Annotated in this window: 13 protein-coding genes; 1 reads left to right on the forward strand and 12 read right to left on the reverse strand. The window is 41.5% G+C overall.

Annotation, left to right across the window (positions count from 1 at the left end; all coding sequences use genetic code 11):
- Positions 1-80: 80 nt before the first annotated feature.
- The 12 genes from hycI to efp all read right to left on the reverse strand — a co-directional run bounded on the left by hycI (position 81) and on the right by efp (position 12,876).
- The gene (gene hycI, locus ACNART_RS11950) at positions 81-581 is read right to left on the reverse strand and encodes a hydrogenase maturation peptidase HycI (protein ID WP_198621040.1); all 501 of its coding nucleotides are present in this window, start codon (positions 579-581) and stop codon (positions 81-83) included.
- On the reverse strand, positions 578-988 hold the full coding sequence (locus ACNART_RS11955) for a formate hydrogenlyase maturation HycH family protein (RefSeq protein WP_198621039.1): 411 nt from the start codon (positions 986-988) through the stop codon (positions 578-580). The genes hycI and ACNART_RS11955 overlap by 4 nt, the downstream gene beginning before the upstream one ends.
- Entirely contained in the window at positions 981-1,763 is a 783-nt protein-coding gene (locus tag ACNART_RS11960) for an NADH-quinone oxidoreductase subunit B family protein (RefSeq protein WP_072064386.1), read from the reverse strand. The genes ACNART_RS11955 and ACNART_RS11960 overlap by 8 nt, the downstream gene beginning before the upstream one ends.
- Complete coding sequence (hyfH, locus tag ACNART_RS11965; protein WP_151436131.1) at positions 1,760-2,314, reverse strand: hydrogenase 4 subunit H; 555 nt, start codon at positions 2,312-2,314, stop codon at positions 1,760-1,762. The genes ACNART_RS11960 and hyfH overlap by 4 nt, the downstream gene beginning before the upstream one ends.
- Positions 2,315-2,325: 11 nt before the next feature.
- On the reverse strand, positions 2,326-4,059 hold the full coding sequence (locus tag ACNART_RS11970; protein ID WP_368927968.1) for an NADH-quinone oxidoreductase subunit C: 1,734 nt from the start codon (positions 4,057-4,059) through the stop codon (positions 2,326-2,328).
- A gap of 1 nt (position 4,060) precedes the next feature.
- The gene (locus tag ACNART_RS11975) at positions 4,061-5,629 is read right to left on the reverse strand and encodes a hydrogenase 4 subunit F (protein WP_198621038.1); all 1,569 of its coding nucleotides are present in this window, start codon (positions 5,627-5,629) and stop codon (positions 4,061-4,063) included.
- 4 nt (positions 5,630-5,633) lie between these two features.
- Positions 5,634-6,284, reverse strand: coding sequence for a hydrogenase 4 membrane subunit (gene hyfE / locus ACNART_RS11980; RefSeq protein WP_109374269.1), 651 nt, complete (start codon positions 6,282-6,284; stop codon positions 5,634-5,636).
- Positions 6,285-6,296: 12 nt separating this feature from the next.
- Entirely contained in the window at positions 6,297-7,748 is a 1,452-nt protein-coding gene (locus ACNART_RS11985; protein ID WP_368927967.1) for a hydrogenase 4 subunit D, read from the reverse strand.
- 6 nt (positions 7,749-7,754) lie between these two features.
- Positions 7,755-8,705 (reverse strand): respiratory chain complex I subunit 1 family protein, encoded by a 951-nt coding sequence (locus ACNART_RS11990; RefSeq protein ID WP_006536164.1) that lies wholly within the window; start codon positions 8,703-8,705, stop codon positions 7,755-7,757.
- A gap of 12 nt (positions 8,706-8,717) precedes the next feature.
- A complete protein-coding gene (gene hyfB / locus ACNART_RS11995) occupies positions 8,718-10,733 on the reverse strand; it encodes a hydrogenase 4 subunit B (protein ID WP_198621037.1) in 2,016 nt (671 codons plus the stop codon).
- A 1-nt stretch (position 10,734) separates the two neighbouring features.
- On the reverse strand, positions 10,735-11,355 hold the full coding sequence (locus tag ACNART_RS12000; RefSeq protein ID WP_198621036.1) for a 4Fe-4S dicluster domain-containing protein: 621 nt from the start codon (positions 11,353-11,355) through the stop codon (positions 10,735-10,737).
- A 954-nt stretch (positions 11,356-12,309) separates the two neighbouring features.
- Positions 12,310-12,876: an elongation factor P gene (efp, locus tag ACNART_RS12005; protein ID WP_088494539.1), complete on the reverse strand. Its 567-nt coding sequence runs from the start codon at positions 12,874-12,876 to the stop codon at positions 12,310-12,312.
- 44 nt (positions 12,877-12,920) lie between these two features.
- Between efp and epmB the strand changes: the two genes are divergently transcribed.
- Positions 12,921-13,949, forward strand: coding sequence for an EF-P beta-lysylation protein EpmB (epmB, locus tag ACNART_RS12010; RefSeq protein ID WP_311747293.1), 1,029 nt, complete (start codon positions 12,921-12,923; stop codon positions 13,947-13,949).
- The last annotated feature ends 18 nt before the right edge of the window (positions 13,950-13,967 follow it).

A 13,967-nucleotide genomic window follows, 5' to 3' on the forward strand; every position in this document is an offset into this window, starting at 1 on the left:
CTCATTAATGAAAAACATCCGCAAAGCGGATGTTTTTCTTTTTTATTTATATCAAAAATCGGTGGATACTTGTTGTACTTTTATTCTTCAATATCTTCTTCATCGCAGACTTCAAGCGCTGGAAAGTAATCAACTCTCCAAGACTTGATCCCTTGATACACTTCATCAACGGCATTTTTTACCGCTTCGGTCATTGGATAATAAAAACCAACGAGATCGGGTTGTATCCCTAAGAAAGTAATATCTGGAATATCATCTTTTAATTGATCGATAAGAAAATTCAGCGGCATATTATGAGTGCTCATAATAAACATTTCCGCTATGTAGTCAGGATCTATCACCCTAATCTCACCAGGGTTTAAACCAATATCTGCGGCATCAACAATGACAACACATTGAGGTTGTAACTCTCTTACTTGATAAGAGACATTTTCAGGCGCACTTCCTCCGTTGATAACAATCCATCCATCAATAGGGTTTGCTTCCATTAACTCAGCAAGCAGAGGGCCTGCACCATCATCGCCCATCATACTGTTGCCGACTGTTAATACCACTTTAGGTGCTGTCATTGCTTTACTCATGGCTTTCTCTTCACAATCAAATAAATAGCAGGCTCTGCGTGGATCTCACCCAGTAATTTAATCAGCGTTTGACTCCACTCACTAAAAATGGGATCTTCATTTTTGATAATAGGATCAAATGCTAACGCTAATAAGTGAGTATGCTCAGAGTTAATATTGATTTCGCCAAATGTTAGCAATCCTTGCATTTTGCGTTTGGCTTCACCTTCAGGTAATAAGTCAATCCATGCTTTATATTTTTCTAAAGGGCAGACTAGCTCTGTTTTTAAGCAATCAATCATACCCACATGGTGACCAATCGCGAGTGAGTAATACATGACCTGTTGCGCTTCCGCAGGAATATCATCATCGCTATCAACAAACTTTTGTCTTAATGACCAAAAGTAAACGTTAGCATCATCAGGCATAAATCCCCCCTTGGCTTAATGAATAAACAAGGCGTTTTACAATCTCAGATAAACGAGGATCATTCGCTTGTCGTAGCCATTCATCTACACGTCCGCTGACTTCCTGAATAGTAGCGCCTTCTAATAAGGTGAGGAAATGATCACTGATTTGTCTTCCCTGATAATAGCCAGCAAGACGGCGCGCTTCACGCTCAATCATCACGCGAGCATCTAAAGGAATCGAAGGCAGAATTAGAGAGGCTTTTTCATTCTCTACTTCAATGTGCGATTCGCCTTTTAATTTTTGGTCTAACAAGCCCAGTGCAACAGCAAATCCATAAATCGTCGCCGCAGGTGTTGGAGGACAACCTGGGATCCACACATCAATAGGCACGATAGATTCACTACCACCCCATACACAATAAAGATCGTGGAAAATCCCACCACCACAGCCACAAGCGCCATAAGAGATACAGATTTTTGGATCAGGCGCTGATTCATAAGCACGTAATGCAGGAACACGCATCTGGCGCGTTACTGCGCCAGTGAATAATAAAATATCAGCGTGACGAGGCGAGGCTACCACTTTGATACCAAAACGTTCAGCATCAAAAACCGGTGTAATTGCGGAGAAAATTTCAATCTCACAACCATTACAACCACCACAGTCAACACGATAAACATAAGCTGAACGCTGAATATCTTTCAACAATGTCTGCTTTAGCTTTTTAACCTGATCATCAAGGGTGATAGGCTGGCTAACATGATGATTAATGGGAATTTCTGGTAGACTCATTTTATTGTACTCCCAATTTCGCCCACACTAATATTTTCACGACCATCAGATAACAAGTTATGTTTACGCTTACATTCAGGGCAAGTTTCAAATTGTGGGCGCATCGCTTCTACGGTTTGCTCATCCCAGCCTGATTGCACTAATAGTTCCATCGCATATTCAACTGATTTTCTAGGCGTAAATGGTTGATGGCATTCACGGCAATTCAATAATTTAAAAGTGCCTTTAATATAAAGATCTGACTTTTTAGTCACTGCCGTTTCAAACATATCGGATAAAACAATCGCTCTTGTTGGGCAAACTTCTTCACAACGACCGCAATAAATACAGCGGCCAATGAATAATTGCCAATGACGCTCGCCTGTTTCCAAATTCGTTTCCATCGTTAACGCATTAGCAGGACATGCTGAGGTGCAGGCACCACAGACAATGCATTGCTGTGCATCATATTCAGGCTTTCCTCTGAAACCATCAGGTAAATCCAGAGGCTTAAACGGATATTTGGTCGTTGCTTCGCCTGTTTTGATTATGGTTTTAAACAATTTTAACATCGTTCATTCCCTCACTTGAGCGGCGAATTTTTACGTTCGATGCTGTAACGTTCAATTTCTTTATAAGAAACTGTTTTAGATTTACGTTTTTTCACATCGACGAGCGTTACCCTGTCAGTACAGGAATAACAAGGGTCAAGACTACCGATAATTAACGGCGCATCAGAGACGGTATTTCCTTGCAACATATAACGTAATACTGGCCAGTTAGCATAAGTTGCAGCACGGCAACGCCAGCGGAATAATTTTTGGTTATCACCCAACATACTCCAGTGAACATCTTCACCGCGTGGTGCTTCAGTAAAGCCCAGAGCAAATTTATATGGCTGATAAGTAAAGCCTTCGGTTAATAATGGACCTTCTGGCAAGTTATCTAAGGCATATTCAATCATTGCCATTGAATCCAAGACTTCTTTAATACGTACCATCACACGGGAAAATACGTCGCCATCTTCATAACTAAAGAGCGTCAGTGGAAGATTGCCATAATCTGCAAATGGGTGGTCAAAACGCACGTCACGTTTAAAACCACTCGCTCTTATCATTGGACCTACTGGGCTAAAATCACGAGCCACTTTCTTATCTAAGATACCAACACCAACAGTACGTTGTTCCATATTCGGCGCTGATAGCAATATATCCACTAATTCAGTGACTTCTTTGCGCATTTCTCTAACAAGTTGGATAGTCTTCAGACGCTGATCTTTTAAGATATCGCGACGAATCCCCCCAATTAAGTTCAGGCCATAAGTTTTACGCGCACCGGTGAGCATCTCTGCAATCTGCATTGATTTTTCACGAATACGGAAAAATTGCATAAAGCCAGTATCAAAGCCTGTAAAGTGACTAGCTAAACCAATGTTTAATAAATGGCTATGAAGACGTTCAACTTCTAATAAGATAGAACGAATAGTATGCGCACGACGTGGTACTTCAATGCCTAACGCATTTTCAACAGAAGTCACATACGCCACACTGTGAGTAAAACCACAGATACCACACACGCGGTCTGATAAGAATGTCACTTCGTTATAACCCATACGGGTTTCTGCCAGTTTTTCCATACCACGATGAACATAGAACATGCGGTAATCGGCATCGACAATGTTTTCACCGTCTACAAATAAGCGGAAGTGTCCTGGTTCATCCGAAGTAATGTGCATTGGACCAATTGGCACAACGCGTGCATCTTGCTTACCTTCGTTCAAGAAGGGATAAGTTTCAACTTCAGTTGAGGGTGCTGGACGTTGGCGATAATCCATCGCATCTTTACGCAGTGGATACATCTCTTCAGGCCAGTCATCTGGAAGCACTAAACGACGTTCATCAGGTAAACCAACAGGGATAAGACCATACATATCACGGATTTCACGTTCACCCCACACTGCGGCTGGTACACGCGGTGTCACTGACGGAAACTCTAAAGTGATTGGGCTAACATGGGCTTTTACAACAACCCAGCATTTTTCACCCTCTTCCATTGATAATGCGTAATAAACAGCATAGTCCCCGTTTAAACTACGTTCGTCATTACCGAATAAAACAGGTAACCAACCGCCTAAGCCGTAATACAGATATTCCACCACTTCAGGGAGTGATTCCGTTTTTACTGTTATCGTCAATTGATCAGCGGTTTGTCGCTCTTCATCAAGAACGGCTGATGGGAATTTCTCACGAACCTTGGCAACGTAATCTCCGCCTAGTTCTTTTCCCTCTTTTCTACTGACATAATTTTGGTAGCTCACGTTACATCTCCTGAACCGATGTGGATGGATTGCTGATTAAAGCCGTTGGCCATGCATAAGTAGGTGACTCACTTTTATCAATATTCATCACGATATTAGCGGCATTTTCTAACAGCTCGCTGACAGGCTTAGGAATGTGAGTTCCCATTAACAGCATAAGTGCAATCAGAATGACCATTGGTAGTGTGGTTAAAATTCCCAGTTCACCTTTAGCAACAACATCAGGTTTTGGACCAAAGACAGTTTTAGCCACCATACGAACTAGACCACCTAATACTACGGTCAATAACAATAATAGTAGGATAGTTAAGCCAATGTGCTGAGAAGCTAAACCTGCCACAACAATCATAAATTCACTAATAAAGACGTTGAAAGGCGGCATACCACCTAGCGCTAAAGCGCCACCAGCAAAAAGAGCGGCACTTAATGGCATCACTTTAAACATGCCTTTCACGACATTTAAATCACGAGTACCGTATTTCAATAACACGTTACCTGAACCACAGAATAACAGTGCTTTCGCTAAGCTGTGGTTTAAGGTGTGGAATAAAGCAGCCAAAATACCAATTGGTCCGCCAATCCCTAATGCGACGGCAATTAATCCCATGTTTTCCACACTGGAATACGCTAAAAGACGTTTCATATCACGCTGAATAAGAATAAAGAACGCCGCGATAGCAACAGAGAGGAAACCAAAGATTAACAATAAGTTACGTGTAAACTCAGTACCAATTGCCGCATCAATAATGATGTAGTAACGAATGATGATTAACAGCGCACAATTCAGTAAAACCGCTGATAACAACGCACTGACAGGACTTGGTGCTTCACTGTGTGCATCTGGTAACCATGCGTGCATTGGGAATAAACCCGTTTTGGTACCGAAACCGATTAAAATAAAGACAAAAGCTAAATGCATCAATGTTGGATCTAACTGGTCTGTATATTTCAACACTTCAGTCCAGAAGATAGCCTGATCTGGATCAGGCATAAAGCTTGCGGCATTGGCATAAACCAAAATAGTCCCGAAAAGACCAAACGCCACACCCACACTACAAATGATGATGTACTTCCACGCAGCTTCCAAAGAAGAACGTTGACCATAAATTCCGACTAAGAATGCAGAGCTTAAGGTTGTTGCTTCAATTGCCGCCCACATTAAGATCAAGTTATTACTGGTGATTGCCAATAACATGGTGAACAAAAAGAGGTGGAAGAAACCATAGTAATTACACAAAGTGCGTACTGAGATTTCGCCCTCATCCACTTCATGATTCATATAGCCAATAGAATAAAGCCCCGTTAAAAAGCCGATAATACCTAAGATAGCGAGAAATAATGCGCCGAGGCTATCCACATGAACCCAATTAGCAGCAGCCAATATTTCGCCATGAGACATGACATCTGCCACAGTCCCTAATGCAGCGATTAACAATACGGTGATACCAATAGCATGAATACCCGTCACAATAGGGCGCGCACCGGCTTTTAATAACGGACTTAGAAACGCCAGTATTGAAAATACCAACGGTGAAAACATTAAAATCGTTAACATGGTTGTTTGGTTCATCTCCTCACCCCTTCAGCGCGGTCAGTTGATCCACGTTCAGTGTGTTGAGCGTGCGGTAAATCTTACGAGCCAACACTGCCATCACAATCACAGCGAAGATGGCGTCAGTGGCGATCCCGATTTCGACCAGTTCTGGTGCTCTCCACGCCAATAATGCCAGTGTTAAGTGAGAGCCGTTTTCCATTAAACAATAACCAAAAGCTTGTTTTAGGATATTTCGCTGAGTCACGATACACAGCAGACCCAACATAAAATGTCCCAGAGAAACTGCGAGTGCAGGTTTCAAATCAACGACCATTGGTATTTGAATTGGCTCAACGACGAACCAGCTTAAGACCACAATCACTGCGGCTAGCAGCATTAATATTGCTGGGCTGATAACGCCAGCATTCGCACTAGGATCGGATAACTTACGGAATGCAAATCCTAGAATAAGTGGCACAAGCAGAACTTTAGTGAAGAAAGCGGTAATGGCCCAAAGTGTGAGTTGGTGTGCATCTAATGTATTGGCTAAAGTGACGAAAATCATCACTAAAACGAAAGATTGCAATGCATAGAACCAACAGGATGCAATTGGCTTTTTCGCGCCAATTACCAGTAGCGAGGTGATCATCATTAACCCCGCCAGATTGTTTACGATAAGTGCTCCAGTCATGATTTATCTCCCTTATCCTAGCCAAGTGACTGCGATAACACTGGATGCAAAGGACATAATAATCAGTATTCCAATTACAATTTGCATTGCCATAGGAACAGGCTGTCCTTCCTCAACTTCTGTACTTGGTTTGCTAGGAACGACACGACCAAACCAGTAGATAAACCAAGTGAAGCTAGCAACAGATTCAATCAGTACTAGCACCATAATTGGTGTCATCACCCAGAAAACACTCGACAGTTCAAAACCTGCGGCAAAAATTGGGAATTTACTAAAGAAGCCATTCATTGGTGGAACACCTGCGATTGCCAGCGCAGCAACACAGAAACCCACACCCAATAATGGATATTTATTAATTAACCCTTTTAAGCGCGGCAACATACGAGTACCACAGCTATAACTCAATGCACCAGCAACTAAGAAGAACAAACTTTTAGCGAAGGCATGGTTAAAGATATAAGCAATACCACCTTCAAACGCTTCGCGCGGTCCAAAGATTGAAATAGATAATGCAAGGAAGATATAAGAGAGCTGAGTGATAGTTGACCATGCTAACAAGCGTTTCATATCTTTTTGTGGCAGATACATCATAAAGCCATAAATCAACGTGATAACCGCCATGGTAATACCCACCCAACCAATAAGGTGAGGAACATCACCATCTGCTGACATAATCGCACGAGCAAAGATGTAAACACCGACTTTTACCATTGACGCGGCGTGTAAGTAAGCACTCACAGGAGTTGGTGCTTCCATCGCATCAGGTAACCAAGCTTGCAGTGGTAATTGCGCTGATTTACCCCAAGCAGCAAAGAGAATTCCACCAAACACAATCAGTTTGGTTGGCTCATCTAAGGTTGCAATTGCGGTTAATTCAAATGTCCCCGTACTCACAAACAGAGTTGCAGCTGCGAGATAAAGACCGATTGAAGCAACGTGAGTGATCAACAACGCTTTCATTGCTGAACGGAGCGATTTTTCAGATTGGTAGTAACCGATTAATCCCCAAGAACATCCCCCGGTGATTTCGAAAAACAGGAGTTGCCCCAGAATAGTCGATGAAAGGACTAACCCCGCCATTGCACCAATAAAAATCAACAAGAAGGCATAATAGCGACGAGTACCATCATGTGGATGCTCGCGGTTGCCATTGGTTAGATAGCCAGTGGAGTAAAAACTCACCAACAATCCTAAGAACACAACAGCGAAAGCAATCAATGTACTGACACGATCAATGGTAAAACCAAAGAGCGCAACATCGCCATATTGTACTAGCGTAATTGTGGTATCGACTTTACCTTCAGCGAGGAACTGCCAACCTAAAACAACCGTTCCTAATGTGGCTAATAAAGCGAACAGTGTACATAACCACTTCGCCATCCGATTTGGCATTAAGGACGTAATCAACGCCCCCGCAAATGGGATGAGTAAGGTCGCAAGAGCTATATTTTCCATTGTAATCATCGCTCCTTATAGACCGGTTAAATAGAAAACAAGAGCCAGTGCCGCAACACCGAATCCTAACCATGTCACATGGTGAGTCAGTAAGAAGCGACCACGCGCTAAACTGTTTTCAACCAATGACGCTAATACAAACACCACTAACAATTTTACTGCCATTAAAACTAACGCAATGATCAGTGCAATAAAGGTGAATTCTGTTGCTTTACCAAAAGGAATAAATATGGCTAAGAACAGTTCAGCCACTACCACTTGTTTTAACCCAAGACCCAGTTTCACCATGGCAAAACCAGAGCCTGAATATTCAGTTAATGGTCCTTCTTGTAACTCTTGCTCAGCTTCTGCAACGTCGAATGGCATTTTTCCCATTTCGATAAATGCAGCAAAAGCACAAGCTAATAAGGCTAACAGTGTGGCAGTTGGTGATACCCACCCTTGAGCAAGTGTTGCACTAATAGTGCCGACGTTGGTTGAACCCACAATTAAAGCCACCACAATCAGTGATAACACTAAGATAGGCTCTACTAACACACCCAGAGTTAATTCACGGCTAGCACCAATACCAGCAAATGGGCTTCCTGAATCCAGACCCGATAAAGAGAAGAAGAAACGATAAAGTGCAAACAGATAAATCAGTGCGATAAGATCGGCTGCACCCGCAAACAGTGACGTTGCGGTAAAGACAGGCAGTGCCATTGCAACCACCAGCATGCTGCCAAGTAATACATAAGGCATCACTTGGAAGATCACGCCAGATTGCTCAGGTGCTACTGATTGACGTTTAAATAACTTAAAGATATCTCGATAATCTTGCAAAATCCCAGGGCCTTGACGCGAATGCATCTTGGCGCGAATTGTGCGCGAAATACCTGTACATAATGGGGTTATCGCCAACAAAAAGAGTGCTTGTATTAGTGCGAATATACCCATCATTAACGTAGGTGCTTCTTGGAAAGTCATAAGTCCCTCTCCTTACGCTGCGATGACTAAAAGCAAGATGACCAGCGCTGCAACAACGTATAGACAATAGAGTCTGAAATCCCCGCCTTGTAGGCATTGGATACGTTTTGCAAAACGTTGGATACCACGAACCAGAGGATAAATAATGCGTTCATCCCAGAATGGTTCGACCTTTTCAGCACCGAGCTGTGTTTTATTAAAACCACGAGACAGCAATGGAGATGGATCAAGTTGTTTACGCATACGATAAAGTGGTGCAAACATGCTGCGTAATGCTTGAGTAAAGCCACCTGCTGACACTGCCATATCTTTTTCCCACACATAACCACACGCCCAAGGATTACCTTTACGACGAAACGCAGGTTGATTGCCTTTTAGGCCGAGGTAAATCAGGAATGGGATAAGCGGTAGAGCAATTAATAAAACAAATGTTAATGCTGGAGAGAACATTGCTTGTGATGCAGTATCAGGAACAAGCATTGAGCCTTGAGCCACAGTTAATGCGCTGGTTTCGCTAAGAGACATTGCAATATTGGCAATGATTGGTGCAACAAAAGCAGCTCCCACACCTAACACAACACAGAAAAGTGCTAATAAACCCATCGCAATCGTCATTGGTAGTGGTACTTCTTTTGCTTTTGTTGCTTGCTCACTACGAGGACCGCCACAGAAGCTAACACCATAGACTTTAACGAAACACATTGCCGCTAATGCCCCTGTAATTGCCAGCATAATAATGGCAATAGGACCACTTAAGCGCATCACAAAGTTACCTTCGTAACTCATCGTAAATAGAGACTGATAGGTATACCATTCACTAACAAAACCGTTTAATGGTGGTAACGCTGAAATCGCCATACAACCAATTAAGAATGCCGTTGCAGTGTAAGGCATCAGTTTGGCTAACCCACCCATTTTGTCCATATCACGAGTGTGAATTTGATTAATAATGGCGCCAGCTCCGAGGAATAATAATCCTTTAAACACCGCATGGTTTAATAAGTGATATAAAGCACCTAACAGGCCAAGTGCGGCAATAACAGGATGATCTGTTGCCATTCCTACCATACCGACACCAACACCCATTAAAATGATGCCGATATTTTCAACGGTATGCCATGCAAGTAAACGTTTTAAATCGTGCTCTGCTAATGCGTACATAACACCCAATACAGAAGAAACCGCACCGAATGCGAGGACGACAATTCCCCACCACATTTCAGTAGCACCCAACAAATCGATACCGACTTTAATTATCCCGAAGATACCAATTTTAACCATTACACCTGACATTAATGCCGATGCATGAGAAGGTGCTGCGGGGTGAGCTTTTGGTAACCAACTGTGTAATGGCAACATACCGGCTTTGGCACCAAAACCAAAGAAGCCCAGTAAGAACACCACAGAGGCCATCGCAGGAGAAAGAGAGAGTTGACGGAATGAATCAAAATCAAGGCTACCACTTTCACGCCACATCAAGAAGAAGGCAATCATGATTAACACGGAGCCTGCGTGAGCAATAAAGAAGTAGAGTAAACCTGCGTGAATAGATTCGTCATCTTGGTCAGCAATAACTAAGAACCAAGAAGCCAGTGACATCATTTCGAACAGGATAATAAAGTAGAACGCATTATCCATCACCACTAAGCCAACCATAGAAGCAATAAACAGATTCATAAAGAATCCCATGCTCCAAGCGCCGCGTCCTTTATATTCTTGCACATAAGCAAGAGAATAAAGCGCACACACGCTGACCAGTAATGAAATGACGAACACCATAAAGGCGCCTAACATATCCATGCGCACCACAAAGGCGGCAAAATCGAAAGGCCCTGCGGCGGTAAAAGTAGCGATTTCACCACCAAAAATAACCGGTAATGCACTTAAAATACCTAAGACACCACCAATGATTGCGCTGATCCCTGAAATAAGGATTGCCAACCCTTCCTGTTTTTTTAAAAACAGTGCAATAACGCCACCAACAACATACAGGATGACTGACCACAGCAGTAACTGAAGAGGTTCCATATTACTTCCGCTCCTGTGTCAAAGTAGATAAATCGTCAAGATTCGTAATGGGTTCCATCACAGAGCCTAAGCGACGCGTTTTCATCTGCTCTTCAAGTTTGTCTTCTTCAACTAAATGCAATGCATCGGTTGGACATACGTTGACACAAGCAGGGCCTTCATCAGAGAAAGCACATAAATCACATTTCACTGCGATTGCGCGGATACCTGCATTCCATGCAAGGAATGGGTTGGTTGTTGGAAGACTTGCTGGCACATCTGCCAACATTTCTTCAGGCACAAAGTGTTCAAAAACAGCCGGTAAGTTAACGGGTTTACTACCTGATGGTGTAATTGCACCAAAAGGACAAACTAGACCACACAACTTACAGCCAATACACAGGCTCTCATTAAGAAAGATCATATTATCTTCATGAGTGATGGCATTGACTGGGCACACGCGAGCACAAGGAGCATCCTCACAGTGCCGACAAAGCATCGGTGCTGTCTGATCCTCCACTTTTACCACTGTAAGACGCGGATGCGCCTGTAAACCCACAGCTTGGTGAACTTCTGAGCAAGCTGCCATACAGGTATTACACCCTATGCATCGTTGTGGCTCTGCAATTACAAAGCGATTCATTCGCCACATCCTCCGAGAAAAACGTTTAACAGCATTACTGTCGTCAATTTTTCTTTAGATAAAGCATATTTCATGCCAAGAGAGGATTTAATTTATTTATGATAAAAATCATTAAGATAGAAACACAAGAAGGAACTAAGAATGACGTATCGACAATAATGACGTTGACACTTAACTAGAGTGTAAGAAATGAAATGAGACAGATAAAAATCGATTTTTTCTGCTTAATTGGCGTTATTACTCAAATACCATAATATTTGATAGAGTTTTATTTAGTGTTAGCAATTATTTTATTTCAGAGTTAAAAGCATTAACCGAAAATGATTATTTTAAACTAAATAATAATCTAGTTAATGATTCAATTATCGTTATTTAGGGATAGAAAATTAATAATAAAAGAGAGATGAAAAGAAATGAGATTTTATTTAAAAAACCTAATTTAGTTAATATTAATCACAGAATAAAAGAAAAGAAGAAAAAAATAAAAGAGATATATCAAAGTAAATGTCTATATTGAAAGGGTTTCCCTAGTACAACTAAAATATAAAATAAAGATCAATAATATTACAGGATTAATGTTTTTATCTATACTCTTCAATATCTCTTAAAGGAAAGTCAAAATAACTTAAATAAATATTGCTGTGGATTGTCTTTACCAAAACAACCTACACGCTTATTTTAAAAAAATGGTTATTTTTTACCAATTCCAATATTGAATATCACATTCTATTTTGGCATCAGGAATAATGAAGGGGTAAATAAGTTAGAAACAAAATAATAACACATAAAATTAAATAATGCAGTAATACAAATCACTCAAATTTTTAGAAAGAAAATACTACCTATTAATCAATATTTATAAATTAAAATAAAAAAATACCGCAGATATTTAACATTATCTGCGGTAATTATTTATTGTGCTTATCGTTTCGCTCAGTAAAATAACCTATGCGATTATTTTACGCGCGATACGTATTCACCTGAACGAGTATCAACTTTGATAACTTCACCGATTTGTACAAACAGTGGAACTTTAACAACCGCACCAGTGCTTAATGTTGCTGGTTTACCACCTGTACCTGCGGTGTCACCTTTCAGGCCTGGATCAGTATCAACGATTTCTAATTCAACAAAGTTTGGTGGAACAACAGCGATAGGACGACCATCCCACAGTGTTACGATACACTCAGCTTGGTCAATCAGCCATTTAGCATTTTCGCCAACAGCTTTCTCGTCTGCTGCTAATTGTTCGAAGGTTTCGTTGTTCATGAAATGCCAGAACTCACCGTCGTTGTACAGGTAAGTTAAGTTGATATCCATGACATCAGCACCATCTGCTGAATCAGTAGATTTAAATGTTTTTTCCAGTAATTTGTTAGAAATCAGTTTACGCAGACGCACACGAGCAAATGCCTGACCTTTACCTGGTTTAACAAATTCACATTCAGTAATGACGGCTGGCTCGCCATCTAACATGATTTTAAGACCTGAACGAAAATCGTTGGTATTATAAGAAGCCATGAATATCCTCTAACTTTTTTAATTTAAAATGGCATAGCCAAAAAATGGCACACATTGTAACTCATAATCACCCCACCAGAGAAGTCTGGTTAACACAACTCGCGCAGGCAATCAGTGATCCTGTTGAATTACTCCAACTTTTAGCGTTGGAACATCACGCTGATCTCCAAAAAGGGGCTCAGGCGCGACGGCTTTTTCCGCTACGGGTTCCCCGTGAATTCGTTGCACGCATGAAAAAAGGCGATCCTAACGATCCATTACTTTTACAAGTATTAACTGCAAATGCTGAATTTACCATAACACCAGGATTTTCTACGGATCCGTTAGATGAGCAACAAAATGCGGTGCCAGGTTTATTACATAAATATCAGAATCGTGCATTGCTTCTGGTCAAAGGTGGTTGCGCTGTCAATTGCCGCTACTGTTTTCGTCGTCATTTTCCTTACGAAGATAACAAAGGAAACAAAGCGAATTGGCAAAAAGCAATTGAGTATATCAAAAATAACTCAAAACTCGATGAAATCATCTTCTCAGGGGGAGATCCCCTTATGGCGAAAGATGATGAGCTTGATTGGTTGATAACACAATTAGAGGCTATTCCTCATCTTAGGCGCTTACGTATCCACTCTCGCTTACCTGTGGTTATCCCTGCACGTATTACGGATACGCTATGCAAACGCCTGCAACAATCACGCTTGCAAAATATCATGGTATTGCACATCAATCACGCCAATGAGATTGATGACGCATTGAGAGAAGCTTGTTCAAAGCTAAAAAATGCCAACGTCACTTTATTGAATCAAGGTGTGTTATTACGAGGTATCAATGACAGTGCTGAAGTCCTTGCGGATTTAAGTCGCACACTATTTGATGCCGGCGTTATGCCGTATTACTTACATGTTCTAGATAAAGTGCAAGGTGCTGCTCACTTTATGGTGCCAGACAGTGAAGCAAGAGAGATCATGAAAGCACTAATGAGCTTAGTTTCAGGTTATATGGTACCTAAACTCACGCGTGAAATTGGTGGTGAACCTAGTAAAACGTTGTTAGATCTTGGATTACGCCAGCAATAATCCATATCACAAAAACAA

Origin of the sequence: Proteus sp. LHD240705 (genome assembly GCF_047921555.1) — a bacterium.
Classification (GTDB): Bacteria; Pseudomonadota; Gammaproteobacteria; order Enterobacterales; family Enterobacteriaceae; genus Proteus.

What these genes read in the sequence shown, in the direction of transcription:
- hyfH (WP_151436131.1), bottom strand. Translation starts at nt 2,314, where the DNA reads ATGTTAAAATTGTTTAAAACCATAATCAAAACAGGCGAAGCAACGACC.
- epmB (WP_311747293.1), top strand. Translation starts at nt 12,921, where the DNA reads ATGGCACACATTGTAACTCATAATCACCCCACCAGAGAAGTCTGGTTA.
- ACNART_RS11955 (WP_198621039.1), bottom strand. Translation starts at nt 988, where the DNA reads ATGCCTGATGATGCTAACGTTTACTTTTGGTCATTAAGACAAAAGTTT.
- ACNART_RS11975 (WP_198621038.1), bottom strand. Translation starts at nt 5,629, where the DNA reads ATGAACCAAACAACCATGTTAACGATTTTAATGTTTTCACCGTTGGTA.
- ACNART_RS11985 (WP_368927967.1), bottom strand. Translation starts at nt 7,748, where the DNA reads ATGATTACAATGGAAAATATAGCTCTTGCGACCTTACTCATCCCATTT.
- ACNART_RS11960 (WP_072064386.1), bottom strand. Translation starts at nt 1,763, where the DNA reads ATGAGTCTACCAGAAATTCCCATTAATCATCATGTTAGCCAGCCTATC.
- hyfB (WP_198621037.1), bottom strand. Translation starts at nt 10,733, where the DNA reads ATGGAACCTCTTCAGTTACTGCTGTGGTCAGTCATCCTGTATGTTGTT.
- hycI (WP_198621040.1), bottom strand. Translation starts at nt 581, where the DNA reads ATGAGTAAAGCAATGACAGCACCTAAAGTGGTATTAACAGTCGGCAAC.
- hyfE (WP_109374269.1), bottom strand. Translation starts at nt 6,284, where the DNA reads ATGACTGGAGCACTTATCGTAAACAATCTGGCGGGGTTAATGATGATC.
- ACNART_RS11990 (WP_006536164.1), bottom strand. Translation starts at nt 8,705, where the DNA reads ATGACTTTCCAAGAAGCACCTACGTTAATGATGGGTATATTCGCACTA.
- efp (WP_088494539.1), bottom strand. Translation starts at nt 12,876, where the DNA reads ATGGCTTCTTATAATACCAACGATTTTCGTTCAGGTCTTAAAATCATG.
- ACNART_RS12000 (WP_198621036.1), bottom strand. Translation starts at nt 11,355, where the DNA reads ATGAATCGCTTTGTAATTGCAGAGCCACAACGATGCATAGGGTGTAAT.